General features: G+C 74.8%; 14 protein-coding genes, 1 rRNA gene, 4 pseudogenes and 1 riboswitch. Of the genes and pseudogenes, 2 read left to right on the forward strand and 17 right to left on the reverse strand.

What is annotated here, in order from left to right:
• From BJF88_RS12560 to argC, 12 genes and pseudogenes are all read right to left on the reverse strand, one after another.
• Window positions 1-108, reverse strand: a 16S ribosomal RNA gene (locus tag BJF88_RS12560); the annotation flags it as partial.
• A 697-nt stretch (window positions 109-805) separates the two neighbouring features.
• On the reverse strand, window positions 806-2,068 hold the full coding sequence (gene tyrS, locus BJF88_RS12565) for a tyrosine--tRNA ligase (protein WP_075829055.1): 1,263 nt from the start codon (window positions 2,066-2,068) through the stop codon (window positions 806-808).
• A gap of 156 nt (window positions 2,069-2,224) precedes the next feature.
• Window positions 2,225-2,908, reverse strand: coding sequence for a DNA-3-methyladenine glycosylase (locus BJF88_RS12570; RefSeq protein WP_075829056.1), 684 nt, complete (start codon window positions 2,906-2,908; stop codon window positions 2,225-2,227).
• Between the two features lie 71 nt (window positions 2,909-2,979).
• The gene (locus tag BJF88_RS23680; protein WP_369824596.1) at window positions 2,980-3,156 is read right to left on the reverse strand and encodes a hypothetical protein; all 177 of its coding nucleotides are present in this window, start codon (window positions 3,154-3,156) and stop codon (window positions 2,980-2,982) included.
• 507 nt (window positions 3,157-3,663) lie between these two features.
• Window positions 3,664-5,097: an argininosuccinate lyase gene (gene argH / locus BJF88_RS12580; protein WP_075829057.1), complete on the reverse strand. Its 1,434-nt coding sequence runs from the start codon at window positions 5,095-5,097 to the stop codon at window positions 3,664-3,666.
• A gap of 48 nt (window positions 5,098-5,145) precedes the next feature.
• Window positions 5,146-6,374 (reverse strand): annotated as a pseudogene (locus tag BJF88_RS12585) (argininosuccinate synthase).
• A 71-nt stretch (window positions 6,375-6,445) separates the two neighbouring features.
• Complete coding sequence (locus BJF88_RS12590) at window positions 6,446-7,000, reverse strand: arginine repressor (protein WP_075829058.1); 555 nt, start codon at window positions 6,998-7,000, stop codon at window positions 6,446-6,448.
• Window positions 6,997-7,932, reverse strand: coding sequence for an ornithine carbamoyltransferase (gene argF, locus BJF88_RS12595; RefSeq protein ID WP_075829059.1), 936 nt, complete (start codon window positions 7,930-7,932; stop codon window positions 6,997-6,999). The genes BJF88_RS12590 and argF overlap by 4 nt, the downstream gene beginning before the upstream one ends.
• A 4-nt stretch (window positions 7,933-7,936) precedes the next feature.
• Entirely contained in the window at window positions 7,937-9,259 is a 1,323-nt protein-coding gene (locus BJF88_RS12600) for an acetylornithine transaminase (protein ID WP_075829060.1), read from the reverse strand.
• Window positions 9,256-10,227 carry an acetylglutamate kinase gene (gene argB, locus BJF88_RS12605; RefSeq protein ID WP_075829061.1) on the reverse strand — a complete coding sequence of 324 codons (972 nt, stop codon included), beginning with the start codon at window positions 10,225-10,227 and terminating at the stop codon, window positions 9,256-9,258. The genes BJF88_RS12600 and argB overlap by 4 nt, the downstream gene beginning before the upstream one ends.
• Window positions 10,224-11,416, reverse strand: a pseudogene (argJ, locus tag BJF88_RS12610) (bifunctional glutamate N-acetyltransferase/amino-acid acetyltransferase ArgJ); the annotation flags it as partial. The pseudogene argJ and the gene argB, both read right to left, overlap by 4 nt.
• Window positions 11,417-11,428: 12 nt before the next feature.
• Window positions 11,429-12,516 (reverse strand): annotated as a pseudogene (argC, locus tag BJF88_RS12615) (N-acetyl-gamma-glutamyl-phosphate reductase).
• A gap of 606 nt (window positions 12,517-13,122) precedes the next feature.
• On the opposite strand from argC, the pseudogene BJF88_RS12620 reads away from it, so the two are divergent.
• Window positions 13,123-14,171, forward strand: a pseudogene (locus BJF88_RS12620) (quinone oxidoreductase).
• Window positions 14,168-14,452: a hypothetical protein gene (locus BJF88_RS12625; protein WP_075829062.1), complete on the forward strand. Its 285-nt coding sequence runs from the start codon at window positions 14,168-14,170 to the stop codon at window positions 14,450-14,452. Before BJF88_RS12620 ends, BJF88_RS12625 begins: the two are co-directional and overlap by 4 nt.
• Here the strand turns inward: BJF88_RS12625 and thiD are convergent.
• The 5 genes from thiD to pheS all read right to left on the reverse strand — a co-directional run bounded on the left by thiD (window position 14,413) and on the right by pheS (window position 20,915).
• Entirely contained in the window at window positions 14,413-15,348 is a 936-nt protein-coding gene (thiD, locus tag BJF88_RS12630; protein ID WP_075829063.1) for a bifunctional hydroxymethylpyrimidine kinase/phosphomethylpyrimidine kinase, read from the reverse strand. The two genes, BJF88_RS12625 and thiD, sit on opposite strands and share 40 nt — an antisense overlap.
• A riboswitch (TPP riboswitch) is annotated at window positions 15,341-15,438 on the reverse strand. It overlaps the preceding gene by 8 nt.
• A gap of 36 nt (window positions 15,439-15,474) precedes the next feature.
• Window positions 15,475-16,116: a YceI family protein gene (locus tag BJF88_RS12635; RefSeq protein ID WP_369824597.1), complete on the reverse strand. Its 642-nt coding sequence runs from the start codon at window positions 16,114-16,116 to the stop codon at window positions 15,475-15,477.
• Window positions 16,117-16,330: 214 nt separating this feature from the next.
• The gene (locus BJF88_RS12640; RefSeq protein WP_075829064.1) at window positions 16,331-17,227 is read right to left on the reverse strand and encodes an SDR family oxidoreductase; all 897 of its coding nucleotides are present in this window, start codon (window positions 17,225-17,227) and stop codon (window positions 16,331-16,333) included.
• Window positions 17,224-19,812, reverse strand: a complete 2,589-nt coding sequence (gene pheT, locus BJF88_RS12645; protein ID WP_075829065.1) for a phenylalanine--tRNA ligase subunit beta — start codon at window positions 19,810-19,812, stop codon at window positions 17,224-17,226. Before pheT ends, BJF88_RS12640 begins: the two co-directional genes overlap by 4 nt.
• Entirely contained in the window at window positions 19,812-20,915 is a 1,104-nt protein-coding gene (gene pheS, locus BJF88_RS12650) for a phenylalanine--tRNA ligase subunit alpha (protein WP_075829066.1), read from the reverse strand. The genes pheT and pheS overlap by 1 nt, the downstream gene beginning before the upstream one ends.
• Window positions 20,916-21,003: the final 88 nt, after the last annotated feature.

The following is a 21,003-nucleotide window of genomic DNA, read 5'->3' on the forward strand; positions in this document are numbered from 1 at the left end:
ACCCGTTCGCCACTAATCCACCCAGCAAGCTGGGCTTCATCGTTCGACTTGCATGTGTTAAGCACGCCGCCAGCGTTCGTCCTGAGCCAGGATCAAACTCTCCGTAAAAGAACAACGCCCACCACCAACACACAGCCGGCAGCAGACAATCCATACGAAGCGAACCCGAAAGTTCACAAAACTGGCTACACGAAAAACAATCCGACGATCATTCTCCGAAATTAACCAAAGGAATCCCCAGACACGACCAACCACCACCCCCGGACGGGAGCAACCAGCCAGCCATGCCAACGAGGACAAAAAATTTGGCATTGACTAACAAGCACACTGTTGAGTTCTCAAACAACCGACACACACCAACTCAGCCAGACCAACCGGCCCAACCTCGCTTGGGGCAACCTCTTCACTCTACCAGAGCCGCTCCGGCTTCTCCAACTTCGTCCGTGTGGACAAGGCGTCGAGAGGCCGGTTGTCTCCGGCGCCCGCACGACACCCGACAGGGCGGACAACGCCCTGCGATGAGGTGTGGGGACCGCCCGGGGGACCAGCCACCTTCGTTCGCTCCGAGGAGCTGACCCGTGGTGTCCGTTCCTCCCTGCCGGGCGAACGTCGAGAACACTACACGGGCGGTGACCGGCTGCCAAATCCGCAGGATCTCGCGCCTCCGGGCTGCCGAGGACGCTCCCCCGCACTCTCCGACGGCAGCCTGCTCGCCGGCCCGCGCGCGGCGACCGACGGGCCAGGAGGGCCGTGCGGCGTGACGCACGGCCCTCCGGCTCCCCTTCCCCGTCCCGACGCGCCGCGCTCAGTCGGCCGCGACCGCGACCGCGAGCGTCTTCTTCCCGCGACGCAGCAACGCGTACCGGCCGTGCAGCAGGTCGTCGGCGGTCACGACCGCGTCCTCGTCGGTGATCTTCACGTTGTTCACGTAGGCACCGCCCTCGGCGACGGCCCGACGAGCCGCCCCCTTCGAGGCGACGAGCCCGGACCCGACGAGGAGCTCCACGACCGGGTCGCCGCTCCGCACCGACGTGCGCGGCAGCTCCGCGACCGCCGCTCCGAGCGTGCCCTCGTCGAGCGCGCCGAGCTCGCCGCGCCCGAACAGGGCCTGGCTCGCCGAGACCACCGCCGCGGTCGCGTCCTCACCGTGCACCAGGGTGGTCACGTCGTTCGCGAGCGCGCGCTGCGCCTCGCGGGCTCCCGGTCGTTCCCGGACCGCCGCCTCCAGCTCGGCGATCTCCTCGCGCGACCGGAAGGTGAAGATCTTCAGCCACCCGACCACGTCCTCGTCGGCCGCGTTGAGCCAGTACTGGTAGAACGCGTACGGGCTCATCATGTCCGGCGCGAGCCACACGGCGCCGCCCTCGGTCTTGCCGAACTTCGTGCCGTCGGCCTTGGTGATCAGCGGCGTCGTGAGGACGTGGACGGCGGCGCCTTCCGTCTTGCGGACCAGCTCGACCCCGGACAGCAGGTTCCCCCACTGGTCGTTGCCGCCCGTCTGGAGCGTCACGCCGTGCCGGCGGTACAGCTCGAGGAAGTCGATCCCCTGGAGGATCTGGTAGCTGAACTCCGTGAAGCTGATGCCCTCCTCGGAGCGCAGCCGGCGCGCGACCGTGTCCTTCGCGAGCATCGTGCCCAGCCGGTAGTGCTTGCCGACGTCGCGCAGGAAGTCGATCGCCGAGAGGCCGGAGATCCAGTCGAGGTTGTTGACCAGGCGCGCCGGGTTGTCGCCCTCGAAGTCGAGGAACCGGGAGACCTGTGCCTGGAGGCGCTCGGTCCACTCGGCGACCGTCTCCTTGGTGTTGAGCACCCGCTCGCCCGACTGTCGCGGGTCGCCGATCATGCCCGTCGCGCCGCCGACGAGCGCGACCGCGTGATGACCGGCGCGCTGCAGGTGTCGCAGCACCACGAGCTGGACGAGGTGGCCGTGGTGCAGGCTCGGGGCCGTCGGGTCGAAGCCGCAGTAATAGGTGATCGGGCCCTCGGCCAGCGCGGCGCGCAGCGCGGCCTCGTCGGTGGACTGCGCCACCAGGCCCCGCCATTGCAGCTCGTCGAGAACGTCGTCCACTACCACTCCTTCGTCAGGCACCCGGTCCTCGGCGCGCGCGGGCGGCCCGTGCGGACCGCCGTCCTAGTGTGCCGTGCCGCGGGCCCGGTGACCGCACCGGTCTCGCCGGGCCACCGGCCCTGCCCTCGACCGGGCGGTGCGGAGCGGTCGCGACCCTCATCGCGCGCGGGCGCTCACCCTGCGGTACGCCGACACGGTCGGGTCGCCGGTGAGCCAGTACCGCCACGGGTAGAGCGCGCCGTCGCCCCCGTCGCCGGAGACGCCGACGCGCGGGCCGGTCGCGACCGGCGGGCGCAGCAGCCCGGCCGGCCGGTACAGCACCAGCTCGCCGTCGGGGTCCGTGAGCTCCGCACCGTAGTGCCGCAGGTCGAGGTCGAGCGCGACGGCGAGCCGCGCCGGCCCGCGCGCGATCTGCCGGTCGGAGTCGCACCGGCCCGTCGCGGTGCGCCGCGCCCGCCCGAGCCCGGCACCCTCCACGACCTCGCCGGCACGGAGCAGGACCGCGGAGGCGCGGCCCACGGGCCCCGCCACGACGTTCACGCAGTGGTGCAGCCCCAGGTGGCGGTAGACGTACAGGTGCCCCGGCTCGCCGAACATCGCGCGGTTGCGGTCGGTACGTCCGCGGTACGCGTGGGAGCCGGGGTCGCGCTCGCCGTCGTACGCCTCGACCTCGGTGATGCGCAGCGTGACGTCGCCCTCCGCGCTGCGCCGGGTGAGGAAGGCTCCGAGCAGGTCGTGCGCCACCTCGTGGACGTCCCGCGCGTACCAGCCGCGCCCGGGCACGTCCCAGGGCCCGACGGCGGCCGCGCCGTGCCCGGCCGCGCTGCTCGGTCCCGTCATGCCGCCTCCTGCCGCTGGTTGCTCGCCCGGACAGGGTACGCCGGGGCCCCGCGGACCCGGGGTGCCCCCGGTCACGCGACCGGGCGGCCGAACGCGTCGAGCCGGACGTCCGCGCGCTCGCGCGTGCGGTGGCGCGCGTAGTGGTCGCGCTCGGCCTCCATCCACGCGAGCCAGTGCTCGCGGGCGTCCTCGCCGTCGCGGTCGAGGCCGCGCCGCAACCGCAGGTCGTCCGGGGCCTCGACCCACACGCGCAGCGACGCGACGCGTCCGCCTCCCGGCGCGCGGCCCCGCACCCCTCGACGACGAGGTACGGCGCGGGGAGCACGTCGTGCCACTCGGCGAAGCGGTCGAGCTCCCAGTCGAACCGGCGGTAGCGCCCCGGCCGACCCGCGGCGAGCGGCTGCAGCACCCACGCGTCGAGCCGATCCCAGGCGCCTTCGAGGCCGTTCCAGCCCTCGTAGAGGTCGTCCATGTGCAGCACCTGGGCGGGCAGGGCCGCGCCGAGCTGCGCGGCCAGCGTCGTCTTGCCCGCGCCCGCGGGGCCGTCGACGACGACGAGGCGCACCCCGGGCGCCGCGCCCGTCGCACGTCCTGCTCCTCGCTCCGGCGCCGGCCCCAGCCGCGGGACCGCGGCGTGCACGCGGCGCACCAGACCCGCGAGGACCTCCGGGCCGACGCTCACGCGCGCACCGCCCCGGCCATGGGCGGTGCGAGCGCGCCGGCCCGGAGGTCCGTCGCGGGGTCGAGCACCGTGCTCAGCCCTGCGCCCAGAAGCGGAACTCCGCCGAGCGCTCCTTCGCCGCGTCGAGCTGCTCGGCGACCCGTGCCGGCGCGGTGCCGCCCACCGCGTCGCGCGAGGCGAGCGAGCCCTCGACGCTCAGCACGTCGCGCACGCCCGGCGTCAGGTGCTCCGAGATGGTCGCCAGGTCGTCGTCCGACAGGTCCCACAGCTCGATCCCGCGCTCCTCGCACGTCCGCACGCACGCCCCGGCGACCTCGTGGGCCACGCGGAACGGCACGCCTTCGCGCACGAGCCACTCGGCGACGTCGGTCGCGAGGGAGAAGCCCTGCGGCGCGAGCGACGCCATGCGCTCGGTGTCGAAGGTCAGCGTCGCGACCATGCCGGAGAACGCCGGCAGGAGCACCTCGAGGGTGTCGACCTGGTCGAAGACCGGCTCCTTGTCCTCCTGCAGGTCGCGGTTGTAGGCGAGCGGGAGGCCCTTGAGGGTCGTGAGCAGGCCGGTGAGGTCGCCGACGAGCCGCCCCGCCTTGCCGCGCGCGAGCTCGGCGACGTCGGGGTTCTTCTTCTGCGGCATGATGCTCGACCCCGTGGAGTACGAGTCGTCGAGGCGCACGAAGCCGAACTCCTTCGTCGCCCAGAGGATGACCTCTTCCGCGAGGCGCGACAGGTCGACGCCGAGCATCGCGGAGACGAACGCGAACTCCGCGACCACGTCGCGCGAGGCCGTGCCGTCGATCGAGTTCTCGACCGGGCCGTCGAAGCCGAGCTCGGCCGCGACGGCGGCCGGGTCGAGCCCGAGCGAGCTGCCCGCGAGGGCCCCCGAGCCGTAGGGCGAGCGCGCGGCGCGCACGTCCCAGTCGACGAGGCGGTCGACGTCGCGCAGCAGCGGCCACGCGTGCGCGAGCAGGTGGTGCGCGAGCAGCACGGGCTGCGCGTGCTGCAGGTGCGTGCGGCCCGGCATCGCGGCGCCCGGGTGCGCCGCGGCCTGCTCGACGAGCGCGTCGACGACGTCGAGCACGAGCCCGGCGATCGTCCGGGCCTCGTCGCGCAGGTACATGCGCGTGAGCGTCGCGATCTGGTCGTTGCGCGAGCGTCCGGCACGCAGCTTGCCGCCGAGCTCCGGGCCCGCCCGCTCGATGAGGCCGCGCTCGAGGGCGGTGTGCACGTCCTCGTCGTCGTCGGCCGCGACGAACACGCCCGAGGCGACGTCGTCACGCAGCCGGTCGAGCGCGGCGAGCATGCCGTCGAGCTCCTCGTCGTCCAGCAGGCCTGCCGCGTGCAGGACCTTCGCGTGGGCCTTCGACCCGGCGATGTCCTGGCCCGCGAGGCGCCAGTCGAAGTGCGTGCTCTTGCTCAGCGCGGCCAGCGCGTCGGACGGGCCGCCGGCGAACCGCCCGCCCCACAGGCTCACGCGCTCCGGCTCAGCAGGGGCGTTGGTGTCAGTCATCGATTCTCTCCGCAGCCGAGGTGGGGGGTGAGGACACCGTAGGCACCCTCACAGCCGTCCGGTGCCGAAGTCCACGCCGTTGCCGAACTTCTCGTCGCGCGCGGCGGCGAGCTTGGCGGTGAGGCCGTAGATCTCGATGAAGCCCCGGGCCTGCGACTGGTCGAACGAGTCGCCCTCGTCGTAGGTCGCGAGGTTGAAGTCGTACAGGCTGGCCTCGGAGCGCCGGCCCGTCACGGTCGCGCGGCCCCCGTGCAGGACGAGGCGGACGTCGCCGGAGACGTAGCGCTGCGTGTCGTCGATGAACACGTCGAGCGACTTCTTCAGCGGGCTGAACCACATGCCGTCGTAGACGAGCTCGGTCCAGCGCTGCTCCACGCCGCGCTTGAAGCGGGCCTGCTCGCGCTCGAGCGTGACGTTCTCGAGCTCCTGGTGCGCGGCGATGAGCGCGATCGCGCCCGGCGCCTCGTAGACCTCGCGCGACTTGATGCCGACGAGGCGGTCCTCGACGATGTCGATCCGTCCGACGCCCTGGGCGCCGCGCGGCGGTTCATCTCCTGGATGGCCTGCAGCGGGGTGACGGCGATGCCGTCGAGCGCGACCGGGATCCCCTGCTCGAACGTGACGATCACCTCGTCGGCGACCGGGGGGAACGTGGGGTCGTCCGTGTAGTTGTAGACGTCCTTGGTCGGCGCGTTCCAGATGTCCTCGAGGAAGCCGGTCTCGACGGCGCGGCCCCACACGTTCTGGTCGATCGAGAACGGGTTGTGCTTGGTCGTCGCGATGGGCAGCGAGTGCTTCTCGGCGTACTCGATCGCCTTCTCGCGCGTGAGCGCGAGGTCGCGCACGGGGGCGATCGACTTCAGCTCGGGCGCGAGCGAGGTCGTCGCGACCTCGAAGCGGACCTGGTCGTTGCCCTTTCCGGTGCAGCCGTGGGCGACCGTCGTCGCGCCGAACTGGCGCGCCGCGCGCACGAGGTGCTTGACGATCACCGGGCGGGAGATCGCGGACACGAGCGGGTACCGGTCGAGGTACAGGCCGTTGGCGCGCAGCGCGGGCATGCAGTACTCGGCGGCGAACTCGTCGCGCGCGTCGGCGACGTAGGCCTCGACGGCGCCGCAGTCGAGGGCGCGCTGGCGGATGACCTCGAGGTCCTCGCCGCCCTGGCCGACGTCGACCGCGACGGCGACGACCTCGGCACCCGTGGCCTCCGCGATCCAGCCGATGGCGACGGAGGTGTCCAGGCCGCCCGAGTAGGCGAGCACGACGCGTTCAGTCATGACGATCTCTTTCTGTACGAGGGGTCTGCGGTTCAGTGTGGCAGGGTCGGCGGACTGCTGGTCGCGCCCGCTCAGGCGCCCGGGCCGGACAGGTCCAGGAAGCGGCGCGCGAGGTCGGCGCCGCCGTCGGGGTCGCGCGCGATGACGAGGATCGTGTCGTCCCCGGCGATGCAGCCGAGCACGCCCGGCAGCACCGAGTGGTCGATCGCCGACGCGAGGTAGTTCGCCGCGCCGGGCGGGGTGCGCAGGACGACGAGGTTCGCCGACGCCTCCGCCGACACGAGCATCTCCGAGCACAGGCGGGCGAGGCGGGCGGCGAGGTACTCGGGCGACTCCACGCTCTGCACGGTGCGGTCGCCGCCCTCGCCCGGCACGGCGTAGACGAGGGCTCCCGACGCGCCGCGCACCTTCTCGGCGCGCAGCTCGATGAGGTCGCGCGAGAGCGTCGCCTGGGTCACGCTCACGCCGTCGGCGGCGAGCGCCTTGGCGAGCTCGGCCTGCGAGTGGATGGCGGTGCGGCGCACGATCTCGGCGATGCGGGCGTGCCGCGCCGCCTTGGTCGCCGGTGCGGTCCGCCCGGAGGCGCCGGCCTCCGGGTGGGGCACCGCGGCCGCGGGGGTGCTCACGCGTGCTCCAGCAGGAACGTGAGCAGCGCCTTCTGCGCGTGCAGGCGGTTCTCCGCCTCGTCCCACACGGCCGACCGCGGCCCGTCGAGGACGTCGGCCGAGATCTCCTTGCCGCGGTACGCGGGCAGGCAGTGCAGGACGATCGCGTCGTCCTTCGCGTGCGCGAGGAGCGCGTCGTCCACCTGGTAGGGCACGAACGGCAGGGCGCGCTCGGCGGCCTCGTCCTCGTCGCCCATGGACACCCACGTGTCGGTCGCGACGACGTCGGCGCCGGCCACGGCCTCGGCGGGGTCGGCGGTGACGAGCACGGAGCCGCCCGTCCCGGCCGCGACGCGCCGGGCGTCGGCCAGGATCGCGGGCGCCGGCGGGTAGCCGTCGGGCGTCCCGACGCGCACGTGCAGCCCGGCGGTGGCGCCGCCGAGCAGGTAGGAGTGCGCCATGTTGTTCGCCCCGTCGCCGACGTACGCGAGCGTCTGGCCGGCGAGGGCGCCCGTGCCGCCGCGCAGCTGGGCGACCGTCAGCAGGTCGGCGAGCACCTGGCACGGGTGGAAGTCGTCGGTGAGCGCGTTGACGACCGGGACGCCGCTGTGGGCCGCCATCTCCTCGATGCGGTCCTGGCCGTGGGTGCGCCACACGATCGCGGAGACCTGACGCTCGAGCACGCGCGTGGTGTCCGCGATCGACTCGCGGATCCCGATCTGGGCCAGGCGGCCGTCGACGACGACGGGGAAGCCACCGAGCTCCGCGACGCCGGTCGAGAAGGACAGCTGGGTGCGCAGCGTCGGCTTGTCGAACAGCACCGCCACGCCCTGCGGGCCGCGCAGCGGCTGGCGGAAGGTGCGGTCGTCGCGGAACGCGAGCGCGAGCTCGAGCACCTGCCGCTGCTCGGCGGGCGTGAGGTCGTCGTCGCGCAGGAAGTGCCGCGTGGCCATCGGGTCAGTCCCTCGTCTCGGTGGTGTCGGTGGTGCCGGTCGAGCCAAGGCTCGTGCCCGGCAGGCGCAGGCCGGCGAAGAACGCGACGACGTCGCGCGCCTGGTCGGCGGTGAGGATCAGCGGCGGGGCGAGGCGGATCGCGTCGGGCGCGACGGCGTTGACGACGAAGCCCGCCTCGAGCGCGGCGCGGGCGACGTCTGCCGCAACGGGCCGCGTGAGCTGCACCGCGAGGAGCAGCCCGCGACCCCGCACGCCGGCGACGAGCGGGTTGCCCGACGCCGCGATGCCGTCGCGCAGCAGCGCACCGACGGTGCGCACGTGCTCGAGCAGGCCGTCGCGCTCGATGACGCCGAGCGTCGCGAGCGCCGCGGCGGCCGCGACGGGGTTGCCGCCGAACGTCGTGCCGTGCTGCCCGCGCCCGAGCAGGGTCGCGGCGCGCTCGCCGTACGCGACGACGGCGCCGACGGGGAAGCCGCCGCCGAGCCCCTTGGCGAGGGTGACGACGTCGGGCACGACCCCGCCGCCGATCTCCGGCTGCTGGTAGGCGAACCACGATCCCGTCCGCCCGACGCCCGTCTGCACCTCGTCGAGGACGAGCAGCGCGCCGTGCCGCGCGGTGAGCTCGCGCGCGGCGGCGAGATAGCCCGGGGGCAGCGCGCGCACGCCCGCCTCCCCCTGCACGGGTTCGACGACGAGCGCCGCGACCCCGCCGCGAGCGGCGACGGCCGCGTCGGAGAACGCCTCCTCGAGGGCCGCGACGTCGTCGAACGGCACGTGCTCGACCCCGCCCGGTAGCGGCTCGAACGGCTCCCGGTACGCGGCCTTGCTCGTCAGCGCGAGCGCACCCATCGTGCGGCCGTGGAAGCCGCCCTCGAGCGCGAGGACGCGGGTGCGGCGGCCGTCGTCGTCGTTGCGCCGCGCCATCTTGAACGCGGCCTCGTTGGCCTCGGTACCCGAGTTCGTGAAGAACACGCGGGACCCGTCGGGCGCGTCCGCGAGCGCGAGCAGGCGCTCGGCGAGCGCGATCTGCGCCGGGGTGCCGAAGAAGTTCGACACGTGGCCGAGCGTGCCGAGCTGCGCGCTGACGGCGGCGGTGAGCGTGGGGTGCGCGTGCCCGAGGGCGTTGACCGCGATCCCGGCGAGCAGGTCGAGGTAGCGCCGGCCGTCCGCGTCCCAGACGTACGCGCCCTCGCCGCGCACGAGCACGCGCTGCGGCGGGCCGAAGGTGTCCATGACGGCGTGGGTGTAGCGGTCGGTCCACTCCTGCACCGATCCGGGCGTCGTCGCGGGGGCGTGCGAGGCGGGCGCGGGCTCGACGTCGTTCATGCGGCACCTCCGGCCGGGTCTGCGGCACCTGCGGCCGGGTCGGGCACGACCATGGTCCCGTTGCCCTCGGTCGTGAAGACCTCGAGGAGCAGCGAGTGCGGCACGCGACCGTCGATGACCGTGGCGGAGGACACACCGCCCTCGACGGCGCGCAGGCACGCCTCCATCTTGGGCACCATGCCCGACTGCAGCGACGGCAGCAGGGCCGCGAGGTCGGTCCTCGTGATCTGCGCGACGAGCGAGTCCCGGTCCGGCCACGACGTGTACAGGCCCTCGACGTCGGTCAGCACGACGAGCTTCCTCGCGCCGAGCGCGACCGCGAGCGCCGCGGCGGCGGTGTCGGCGTTGACGTTGAGCACCTGCGTGGGGTCGTCGCGGTCGGGGGCGATGGTCGACACGACCGGGATGCGTCCGGCGTCCAGCAGGTCCTGCACGGCGCCCGGGTGCACCTCGACGACGTCGCCGACGAGGCCGACGTCGACGGCCACGCCGTCGACCGTGGCGTGCCGGCGCTGCGCGCGCAGCAGGCCGCCGTCCTCGCCGGAGAGGCCGACGGCGTAGGGGCCGTGCGCGTTGATGAGGCCGACGAGCTCGCGCGAGACCTGGCCGGTGAGCACCATGCGCACGACGTCCATCGCCTCGGGCGTCGTGACGCGCAGGCCGCCGCGGAACTCGGAGTCGATGCCGAGCCGGCCGAGCATCGCGGAGATCTGCGGGCCGCCGCCGTGCACGACGACGGGCCGCAGACCGACGCGGCGCAGGAACACCATGTCCTGGGCGAAGGCGGCCTTGAGGGCGTCGTCGACCATGGCGTTGCCGCCGTACTTGACGACGACGAGCGCGCCGGCGAACTCCTGCAGCCACGGCAGCGCCTCGACGAGCACCTCGGCCTTCTGGTCGGGGCGCAGGTCGGTGCGCGTGTCGAACGCGTCGTCGTCGGGAGTGGGGAAGGTCGGCCGGTCGCTCATGAGGAGTACGCGCTGTTCTCGTGGACGTAGTCGTGGGTGAGGTCGTTCGTCCACACGGTGGCCGACGCGTCGCCCGCGTGGAGGTCGATCTCCACGCGGACCTCGCGCGCGGCGGCGAGGTCGACGAGCTCGCGGGGCTCGCCCACTCCCCCGGCACGGCACACCTGCACGCCGTTGACCGAGACGTCGAGGGTGAGCGCGTCGAACGGCGCGACGTCCTCCGGCACGGTGCCGACGGCGGAGACGATGCGACCCCAGTTCGGGTCGTTGCCGAAGATCGCGGCCTTGAACAGGTTGGAGCGCGTCACGGCGCGCGCGACGGCGACCGCCGCGTCCTCACCGGGAGCGTTGACCACGGTCACTGCGACGTCGTGGCTCGCGCCTCGGCGTCGGCGACGAGCTGGCGCGCGAGGGAGCCGCACGCGTGCGTGAGCGCGTCGGTGAGCTCGTCGAGCCCCACCTCGACGCCCGAGGCCCCGGACGCGAGCAGGATCACGGTGTCGTTGGTCGACATGCAGCCGTCGGAGTCCACGCGGTCGAACGTCGTGCGCGTCGCGGCCCGCAGGGCGGCGTCGGCCGTCGCGGCGTCGACGGCGGCGTCGGTCGTGACGACGCAGAGCATGGTCGCGAGCCCGGGCGCGAGCATGCCCGCGCCCTTGGCCATGCCGCCCACCGACCAGCTCGCGGCGCCGTCGGGCGAAACGTCCGCGGCGGTCTCCCGGACCACGTGCACCGTCTTGGCCACCGTGTCGGTCGTCATGATCGCGTGCGCGGCGTCCTCGCCCCCGGTCGTCGCGGACGCCGGGTCGTCGAGCGCCGCGGCGGCCGCGTCGACGCCGGCGAGCAGCTCCGCCATCGGCAGCCGCACGCCGATCAGGCCGGTCGAGCACACGAGGACGTCGCCCGCGGACGTCGCGAGCACGTCGGCGACGTGCTCGGCCGTGCGGTGGGTGTCGGCGAACCCCTCGGGGCCGGTGCACGCGTTGGCGCCGCCCGAGTTGAGGACGACGGCGCTCGCCCGGCCGTCGCTCACGGCCTGGCGCGTCCACGCCACGGGGGCGGCGAACACCCGGTTCGACGTGAGGACGGCGGCGGCGACGTCGAGCGGCCCGTCGTTGACGACGAGCGCGACGTCCCTCGCGCCGGTGGACTTGAGCCCGGCGGCGACGCCGGCGGCCCGGAAGCTGCGGGGACGTGACGGTCACGGAGCGACCCCCTCGGTGGTGAGGCCCGCGGTCTGCGGCAGGCCGAGCGCGACGTTCATGGACTGCACCGCGGCGCCGGCGGTGCCCTTGACGAGGTTGTCGATCGCCGTCACGGTCACGACCCGGCCGGCCGCGTGGTCGACGGCGACCTGGACGAGCGCGGTGTTGGCGCCGAGCGTCATCGCCGTGCTCGGCCACTGCCCCTCCGGCAGCACCTGGACGAACGGCTCCCCGACGTAGGCGTCGTCCCACGCCTGCCGCACGCGCGCGGTCGCCTCGGCCGGGCCGAGCCGGGCGACGTCGGCCGACAGCGGCGCGCTGACCGTGGCGAGGATCCCCCGCGCATCGGGACGAGGGTGGGCGTGAAGGAGATCCGGACCTGCGGCGCCCCGGCGGCGCGCAGGTTCTGCACGACCTCGGGGATGTGCCGGTGGCTCCCGCCGACCGCGTAGGGCTGGGCGGAGCCGAGCCCCTCGGAGGCGAGCAGGTGCGGCTTGAGCGCCTTCCCCGCACCGGAGTACCCGTTGGCGAGGACCGCGACGACGTCGCTCGCGTCGACGACCCCTGCGGCGACGCCCGGCTGCAGCCCGAGCGTCACGGCCGTGACGTTGCATCCCGGGACGGCGACCCGGCGCGCGCCGACGAGGCGCTCGCGCTGGCGCGTCTCGCGTGCGCCGGCGCCCGGGTCCTGGGTGAGCAGCAGCTCGGGCAGCCCGTACGGCCAGGTGCCGGCGTGCGCGGAGCCGTAGAACTGCTCCCAGTCCGCCGCGGACTCGAGGCGGTGGTCGGCGCCGAGGTCGAGCACCAGCACGTCCTCGGGGAGCTGCGCCGCGATCTCCCCGGACGCGCCGTGCGGCAGCGCGAGCACGACGACGTCGTGACCGACGAGGTGCTCGACCGTCGTCGGCAGCAGCACGCGGTCGGCGAGCGACCGCAGGTGCGGCTGGTGCGCCCCGAGGGGCGACCCCGCGCTGCTGTGCGCCGTGAGCGCGCCGATCTCGACGTCGGGGTGCCCGGCGAGCAGGCGCAGCACCTCGCCGCCCGCGTACCCGGACGCTCCCGCGACCGCGACTGTGACCGTCATATGCACAACTATACATAGTTATGCAGTGTGCGTGGCCGACCGCCGTACGTGGTCGGGTTCGCGGCCGGGTCGCACCATGTGCTCGGGCTGGCGCGCCGTCACCTTCCGCCCTTTGTCTCGCGATCTCGCGCGCGCCTCTGACGCCCTTCGCACACGGTCCGACCCCGCCGCTCGTCCGGATACCCACCCACCTGCTCGGTCTCGACCGCATCGCTTCCGGGCGCGCGATCCGTGGCGTCGCTCCCGCTTACCGCGGTCGAGGCCTGAGTCGGCACGGGCTCGCCGCAGCCGTGCGCGCCGGTTGCGACGAGGGCGACGCGCGGCGCGCACTGCCGGGCTGCCGGGCTGCCGCGCTGCCGGACTGCCGGTACGACGGGGCGCCGCACGGCCTGCGTCGAGACCAGGGCGAGACGAGACCGGGCGGGGCGGGTGATGTGCGAAGGACGTCAGAGCCGCGCTCGAGAAGGTGCGACGACAGGTCGAGGTGACGGCGCGGCAGTCCGAGCACGTCACCCGCTCCGCCCACCCCAGCCGGCCACGGCACCTGCCCTGCTCGTCACGACGCGACCCGACCCGACGGCGGTCGCCGACCCTAGGCTGGGGCCCATGCACGCGATCGTGGCCCGCGAGGCGGGTGGCCCCGACGTCCTGGAGTACCGCGAGCTGCCCGACCCGGAGCCGGGGCCGGGCGAGCTGCTCGTGCGGACCGCGGCGGCCGGCGTGAACTTCGTCGACACGTACAAGCGCTCCGGCGTCTACCCGGTGACGTACCCGCACGCCGTCGGCAGCGAGGGTGCGGGGACGGTGGTCGCGGTCGGCGAGCTCCGGGACGGCGACCCGCGGTTCGCCGTCGGGGACCGGGTCGTGTGGACGGAGGCCCCCGGCTCGTACGCCGAGCTCGTCGTCGTGGCGGCGCGCGAGGCGGTGCACGTGCCGGACGCGTCGCGCTCGAGGACGCGGCCGCCGTCGCGCTCCAGGGCCTCACGGCCCACTACCTGTGCACGTCGACCTACCCCGTGCGCCCCGGCGACCACGTCCTCGTGCACGCCGGTGCGGGCGGGGTGGGGCTCCTGCTGACGCAGATGGTCGTGGCGCGCGGCGGGCACGTCCTCTCGACGGTCTCGACACCCGAGAAGGCCGAGCTCGCGCGGGCCGCGGGGGCCGAGCACGTCATCGAGTACACGGCGCTGGGCGACCTCGCCCACGACCTGCCCGAGGTCGTGCGCGGCCTCACGGGCGGCGAGGGCGTGGCCGCGGTGTACGACTCGGTCGGAAGGGACACGTTCGACGCCTCGCTCGCGAGCCTGCGCCGGCGCGGGACGCTCGTGCTCTTCGGCGGGTCGTCGGGCCAGGTCCCGGCGTTCGACCCGCAGCGGCTCAACGCGGCCGGGTCGGTCTTCCTCACGCGACCCACGCTCGCCCACCACACGGCGACACGCACCGAGCTCACCGAGCGTGCCGCGGAGGTGCTGGGCGCCGTCGCGGGCGGCACGCTGCACGTGCGGGTCGGGGCGCGCTTCGCGCTCGCCGACGCCGCGGACGCGCACCGCGCGCTCGAGGGCCGGGCGACCACCGGGAAGGTGCTGCTGCTCCCCGACGGCGCGGACGAGCCGGACGCCCCCGCCGCGCCGGCGACGGCAGGAGCGCAGGCATGAGCTGGAGCTGGGTCCCGCCCCGCCCGGGCGAGGAGGACGGCTCGGACGGCGGCCCCTCCCCCGCGCTGCGCACCGCGGTGACCGTGCTCGTCGTCCTGCTGACCGGCGCTCTCGTCGCCTACTACCTCACCGTCGGGGTGCGCCAGGCCGAGAACCGCTGCGTCGCGCAGCGCCCCGCGGGCGTGAGCGCGAACCAGGTCGAGTCGCGGTGGCGCTGGTGGCCGCCGGGCACCGAGTGCGTCTACCCCGCCGCCGACGGCGCGGGCGTGCGCACCGCCTGACCCGTCGGCACGAGGGCGTGCAGGTGGTCGACGGGGCCGCGCCCGCCGCCCACGCGCAGCGCCTCGCCGGCGCGCAGCGCGCCCGACAGCCACGACTTCGCGTCGCGCGCCGCCTCCGGCCAGCCCGCGCGCTGGGGACGCAGGGCCGCGAGCGCCGCGGAGAGCGAGCAGCCGGTGCCGTGGGTGTGCCGCGTCGCGACGCGCTCGGCGTCGAACGTGGTGACGCGGCCGGGCACGGGTTCGACGAGCGCGTCCGGGGACGTCGCGCCGCGCAGATGACCGCCCTTGAGCAGCACCGCCGTGGCGCTCGTGCCCGCGAAGGCCCGGGCCTGGGCCAGCGCATCCTCCCACGTCGCCGCGGGCGCGACGCCGCCCAGCACCCCGAGCTCGGGGAGGTTGGGCGTGACGACGTCGGCTCGGGCGGCGAGCTTGCGCACGGCGTCCTCCGCGCCGACGTCGAGCAGCCGGTGGCCCGACGTCGCGACCATGACGGGGTCGAGCACCACGTACGGCGCAGGTACTCCGGCGGCGCGCCGTGCCGCGACGAGGTCGTCGAGCCACGCCGCGATCTCGCGCGCGTTCGGCTCGTCCGCGACCATGCCGATCTTCACGGCGTCGATCGCGACGTCGTCCGAGACCGCGTCGAGCTGGGCGCGCAGGAACGCCGGTCCGGGGACGTGGACGCTGCGCACGCCGTGGGTGTTCTGCGCGACGAGCGCGGTGGTGACCGCCATGCCGTACGCGCCGTGGGCGCAGAACGCCTTGAGGTCGGCCTGGATGCCGGCTCCGCCCGTCGGGTCGGTGCCGGCGACCGACAGGACGCGGGGCCGGGAGGGCCGCTCGGGCCCGTTCTGCCCGGAGGAGCCGGGGGCACGGCGTGCAGGGGCGAGCGTCATCGGCGGACATCCCTTCGCTGGTACGAGCCAGAGCAGGTTCGACGGGTGTGATCTCAGCCCCGGTGTCCCGGGGCACCCCGTGTCGGTCGCCTTCATGCTAGCGGGCCGGCCCGGCCGCCGTCGTCGTCAGTCCTGGTGGATCGCCTCGCCCGCGATCTCGAGCTGCACCTTCTTGCCGACGAGGACCCCACCCGTCTCGAGCAGGACGTTCCACACGAGGCCGTAGTCCTCCCGGTCGATCTCCGCGGTCGCGTGGAAGCCGAAGATGTCGCGGCCGTACGGGTCGCGGCGCGCGCCGCCGTACTGCATCCGCAGCGCGACCGGGCGCGTGACGCCGCGGATGGTGAGCAGCCCGCTCACCACGAAACGCCCCGGCTCGGCCGACGCCACGCGCCCGGCCGCGACGGTCGCGCGCTCGGGCGAGCGGTTCCGCAGCCGCGCCCACGCGAGGATCGCGTCGTCCTGCGCGCCCTGCCACCGCACGCCCGTGCTGCGGAACTCCAGGGTCGGGTGGTGCTCGACGTCGAGGAAGTCGGCGCTGTGCAGGTGGACGTCGCGGTCGGGGTGGTGCGTCGTGAGGCTCGCCGCCTCGATGGTCGCCGTGACGGCCGACGCCAGCGGGTCGCACCGACGACGATCGTCGCGCTGCCGCGCGTGAACTCCCCCCGCACGGGCGAGACCATCATGTGCTGCCCGGAGAACCCGATGCGCTTGTGCGCGTCGTCGAGCACGTACGTCCCCGCGTCCGGAACGGTCATACCGTTCCACTCGCGGCCTGGAGGTGTCGTCATGTCCGTCGCTCCTCGGCGTCGCCGATCGAGGTATGACGAAAGCGTCCGCTCGACCTGGTCAGGTGTCCAGCACCAGGATGCGGGATGGATAGGTGAACGTTCAACTACAGGCGCCGTGACGTCGGGTACACGACGAGGGCGCACCCCGTGGAGGCACGCCCTCGTTCCGCCGGCGGTGGAGTGGTCGCGGCTCAGCGCCGGGGCAGCTCGCCCGGCATCGGGTCGTCCTCGCCCCAGCGCGTCACGCGCAGGCGACGTGCGTCCGGCCCGGGCACCGCCCGTCCCTCGCGCTCGGCGGCGTCCAGCGCCGCGCGCAGGGACTGCGGCGAGTCGTGCGTGACGCGCACGAACGAGCCCGAGAAGGCGTCGAGCCCACCGCCCGCGATCGCGACGACCATCTCGACCGTGCGCTCCACCGGGGTCCACTCCGTGCGACCGGCGTGCATGACCATGGACGCCGTCATGTCGGTCTGCACCACGCCGGGCGCGACCTCGAACGTGCGCAGCCCGTGCTCGTACCCCGACCGGTGCATGTTCGCGCCCAGCCGCAGGAGCGCCGTCTTGCTCGCGTTGTACGCGCTGGCGCCCTCGGAGTCGTGCGAGCCGGCACCGCTGTTGAGGTCGACGACGCGGCCGCCGCCGCGCGCGAGCATGCCCGGGACCACCGCCCGCGCCAGCAGGAACGGTCCGCGGACGTTCGTCTCGAGCACGGCCCACCACTGGTCCGGGTCGGCCTCCCACAGGGGCACCTCGGCGTCCACGCGGCCGGCGTTGTTCACGAGGAGGTCGACGCCGCCCAGCTCGGCCTCGACCGACGTCGCGGCCGCGGCCACGGCGTCGGGGTCGGTCACGTCCGCGGTGACGACGACGGCGCGCCCCGCGCCGTCGCCGAGGCCCGCGACCTCGTCCGCGACGCCCTGCAGCCTCGTCGCGTCCCGCGCGAGCAGCGCGACGTCGAGCCCGGCGGCGGCGAGCCCGACGGCGACCGCCCGCCCGATCCCGCGCGACGCCCCCGTGACGAGGGCGGTCCGCGCGCCCGGGACGGGCCCCGGGGCCCCCACCGCGGCGTCCGGCGTCCCGGCGCTCATGCCCGCAGCTCCGCACCGACGCGCTCGCGCGCCGCGGCGACCGCGCCCTCGCGCACGCGCACGACGTCGTCGGCGGTGAGCGTGCGGTCCGGCGCCCGCAGGCGCAGGGAGAACGCGAGCGACTTGCGCCCGGCCCCGACCTGCTCGCCCGTGAAGACGTCGAACAGCGTGAGGTCCTCGAGCAGCTCGCCCGCGCCGTCCGCGACCGCGGAGCCCAGCGCCTGCGCGCTCACGTGATCGTCGACGACGAACGCGAGGTCCTCCTTCGCCGCGGGGAACGCGGAGACGGGGGTCGCCACCACGGGCGCGGCGTCCGACCCGGCGAGCAGCGCCGTGAGGTCGACCTCGAAGGCCACGGAGCGCGCCGGCAGGCCGAGGTTCTCCAGCACCTTGGGGTGCAGCTCGCCCGCGTGCCCGACGACCGTCCCGTCCGCGAGCGCCAGGCGCGCGCACCGCCCGGGGTGCCACGGGGCGCGCTCGGTGTCGGCGCTCACCACGACCTCCGCGCCGGCCCGCTCGGCGACGAGGCGCGCCGCGGCGAGCGCGTCGCTCCAGTCCGCGGGTCGTCCGGCGCCCCACCACCCGGCGGGGTCGCGGTGCCCGACGAGCACGCCGGCCACGTGCCGCGGCTGGTGCGGGACCGCGTCCGCGAGCGCCGCGAGCTCGTCGTCGGCGGGCCGCACCGCGGGCGGCAGCGCGGGCGCGGCACCGGCCCCGGCGCGGGGCCGGGTGACGAGCCCGATCTCGAACACGGCGACGTCGGGCAGGCCCCGCCCGACGTTGCGGCGCGCAGTCTCGAGCAGCGTGCTGAGCAGGTCGGTGCGCATCAGCGGGCGGTCGTCCGCGATCGGGTTGACCAGCCGCAGGGCCTGCCGGCGCTCGTCGTCCGCCGGCAGGCGCAGGGCGTCGAGCTCCGCGGTCCCGACGAACGGGTAGCTGAGCGTCTCGACGAGACCCGCCTCCGCGAGGGACCGCGCGACGGACCGCCGCACCGACTGCTCGCGCGTCAGGCCGCGGCCCCCGGGTGCCGCGGGCAGGACCGACGGGATCGTGTCGTAGCCGACGAGACGGGCCACCTCCTCGACCAGCTCGGCCGCGCCGGTCAGGTCGGGGCGCCAGGACGGCGGCGTGACGGCCAGGACGTCCGCGCCACCCGGTGCGTCCTCGACGGTGCACCCGAGATCGCGCAGCGTGCCGACGACCTGCTCGCGCGTGTACGGCACGCCGACGAGCCGCCGGGGCTCACCGACCGGCAGGTGCAGGGGCGCGGGCTCGGGCACGCGGTCGAGGTCGGACACGGCCGGGTCGGCGGTGCCGCCGCCGAGCTCGACGAGCAGGTCGACGACGCGCTGCGCCGCGACGGCGGGCAGGCGCGGGTCGACGCCGCGCTCGAACCGCTTGGCGGCCTCGCTCGACAGCTTGTGCCGGCGCGACGTGCGCGCGACCGACACGGGGTCGAAGTGCGCCGCCTCGACGAGCACCGCGGTCGTCGTCGGACCGACCTCGGAGGACGCGCCGCCCATGACCCCGGCGAGGCCGAGCACGCGCGAGGCGCGGGTGCCGTCGGGGCTGTCCGTGATGAGCAGGTCCTGCGGGTCGAGCGCGCGGTCGACGTCGTCCAGCGTGACGAGACGCTCGCCCGGTGCGGCGCGCCGCACGACCACGGGGGCCGCCACCTTCTCGAGGTCGTACGCGTGCAGGGGCTGGCCGAGGTCGAGCATGACGTAGTTGGTCACGTCGACCGCGAGCGAGATCGGGCGCATGCCCGACGCCGTCAGGCGCCGCTGCATCCACGCGGGCGTCGTCGCGGCGGGGTCGATCCCCCGCACGACGCGCGTGACGAACCGGTCGCAGCCCGGCACGCCGTGGACCGGTGCGGCGTCGTCGACCTCGACGGGGAAGCCGTCGGGAGTCGCGGCCGGGAGCGGCTCCCCCAGCGACTGCGGCAGGCCGCGGTCGGTGAGGCGCGCCCCGGTCGAGTGCGCGTACTCGCGCGCGACGCCCCGGTAGGAGAACGCGTAGCCGCGGTCGGGCGTGACGTTGATCTCGAGGACCTCGTCGCCGAGCCCGAGGAGCGCGACCGCGTCCTGCCCGGGCGTCAGGTCCTCGGCGGCGTACCCGAGCCGCGGCAGGACGATGATGCCGTCGTGGTCCTCGCCCAGCCCGAGCTCGCGCGCCGAGCAGATCATGCCGTCGGAGACGTGCCCGTAGGTCTTGCGGCTCGCGATGGGGAACGGTCCGGGCAGCACGGCGCCGGGCAGCGCGACGACGACGAGGTCGCCCTCGGCGAAGTTGTGCGCCCCGCACACGATGCCGCGCGGCTGCCCGCCGTCCGCGGCGGGGACCCCGTCCACGTTGTGCGTGCCGACGTCGACCTGGCACCAGTTGATGGTCTTGCCGTTCTTCTGCGGCTCCGGCGTCAGCGCGAGCACGCGGCCCACGACGAGGGGGCCGGTCACGGCCGCGCCGTGCACCGCCTCCTCCTCGAGGCCGACCCGCACGAGGTCGGCCGCGAGCTGCTCGGCGGTGAGCCCGGCGGGCAGCTCGACGTGGTCGCCGAGCCAGTCGAGGGCGACGTACGGCATCAGATCCCCATTCCGAACTGGGTGGAGAAGCGCACGTCGCCCTCCACCATGTCGTGCATGTCCGCGATCTGGTGGCGGAGCATGAGCGTGCGCTCGACGCCCATCCCGAACGCGAAGCCCGAGTAGACGTCGGGGTCGACGCCCACGGCGCGCAGCACGTCCGGGTTGACCATCCCGCAGCCGCCCCACTCGATCCAGCCGGGCCCACCCTTCTTCTGGGGGAACCACAGGTCCATCTCGGCGCTCGGCTCCGTGAACGGGAAGTAGCTCGGGCGCAGGCGCGTGCGGGCCTCGGGGCCGAACATCGCGCGCGCGAACGCGTCGAGCGTCCCCAGCAGGTTCGCCATCGTCAGCCCCTCGTCGACCGCCAGACCCTCCACCTGGTGGAACACCGGCGTGTGCGTCGCGTCGAGCGCGTCGGTGCGGAACACCCGGCCCGGGCACGCGACGTACAGCGGCACGCCGCGCTCGAGCAGCGAACGAGCCTGCACGGGCGAGGTGTGGGTGCGCAGCACGAGGTTCGACGGCTCGTCACCCTCGCCGGCGACGTAGAACGTGTCCTGCATCTGCCGCGCCGGGTGGTCGGGCCCGAAGTTCAGCGCGTCGAAGTTGAACCACTCGGCCTCGACCTCGGGACCGTCGGCGATCTCCCAGCCGAGCCCGACGAAGAAGTCCGCGATCCGCTCCTGGAGGGTCTCCAGCGGGTGGCGCGCGCCGGCCGGCGCACGGTCCGTGGGGAGCGTGACGTCGACCGCCTCCTCGACGAGCACGCGCTCGTCGCGCTCGGCCTCGAGCTCGGCCTGGCGCCCCACGAGCGCCTGGTTGAGGCGTCCGCGCAGCGGCCCGACGAGCCGGCCGGCGGTCTTCTTGTCCTCGGGCGCGAGCGAGCCGATCTGGCGGTTGGCGAGCGCGAGCGCGCCGCGGTCGCCCGCGTGCTCGGCACGCACCGCCTTGAGGGCGTCGAGGTCGCCCGCGGCGGCGACGGCCGCGAGCGCGTCGTCGAGCGCACGCTGCAGGGCGTCGGCGTCGAGCGGCGACGGCGTGGTCGGGAGGGCCGCGTCGTCGGTCCCGGTGCGGGCGACGGCGGCGTCAGGGCTGGACATGCGAGCCTTCCTGGCGGTGGCGGTGGCGGTGGCGGTGGCCGGGTGGCGGTGGCGGGACGGTCGGGCGACCCCGCGGGCGCGGCGAGCA

It is taken from the genome of Cellulosimicrobium sp. CUA-896 (assembly GCF_001942335.1).
Taxonomy (GTDB): domain Bacteria; phylum Actinomycetota; class Actinomycetes; order Actinomycetales; family Cellulomonadaceae; genus Cellulosimicrobium.

What these genes read in the sequence shown, in the direction of transcription:
- BJF88_RS12570 (WP_075829056.1), bottom strand. Translation starts at nt 2,908, where the DNA reads ATGACGGGACCGAGCAGCGCGGCCGGGCACGGCGCGGCCGCCGTCGGG.
- argH (WP_075829057.1), bottom strand. Translation starts at nt 5,097, where the DNA reads ATGACTGACACCAACGCCCCTGCTGAGCCGGAGCGCGTGAGCCTGTGG.
- argF (WP_075829059.1), bottom strand. Translation starts at nt 7,932, where the DNA reads ATGGCCACGCGGCACTTCCTGCGCGACGACGACCTCACGCCCGCCGAG.
- BJF88_RS12600 (WP_075829060.1), bottom strand. Translation starts at nt 9,259, where the DNA reads ATGAACGACGTCGAGCCCGCGCCCGCCTCGCACGCCCCCGCGACGACG.
- argB (WP_075829061.1), bottom strand. Translation starts at nt 10,227, where the DNA reads ATGAGCGACCGGCCGACCTTCCCCACTCCCGACGACGACGCGTTCGAC.
- BJF88_RS12625 (WP_075829062.1), top strand. Translation starts at nt 14,168, where the DNA reads ATGAGCTGGAGCTGGGTCCCGCCCCGCCCGGGCGAGGAGGACGGCTCG.
- thiD (WP_075829063.1), bottom strand. Translation starts at nt 15,348, where the DNA reads ATGACGCTCGCCCCTGCACGCCGTGCCCCCGGCTCCTCCGGGCAGAAC.
- BJF88_RS12640 (WP_075829064.1), bottom strand. Translation starts at nt 17,227, where the DNA reads ATGAGCGCCGGGACGCCGGACGCCGCGGTGGGGGCCCCGGGGCCCGTC.
- pheT (WP_075829065.1), bottom strand. Translation starts at nt 19,812, where the DNA reads ATGCCGTACGTCGCCCTCGACTGGCTCGGCGACCACGTCGAGCTGCCC.
- pheS (WP_075829066.1), bottom strand. Translation starts at nt 20,915, where the DNA reads ATGTCCAGCCCTGACGCCGCCGTCGCCCGCACCGGGACCGACGACGCG.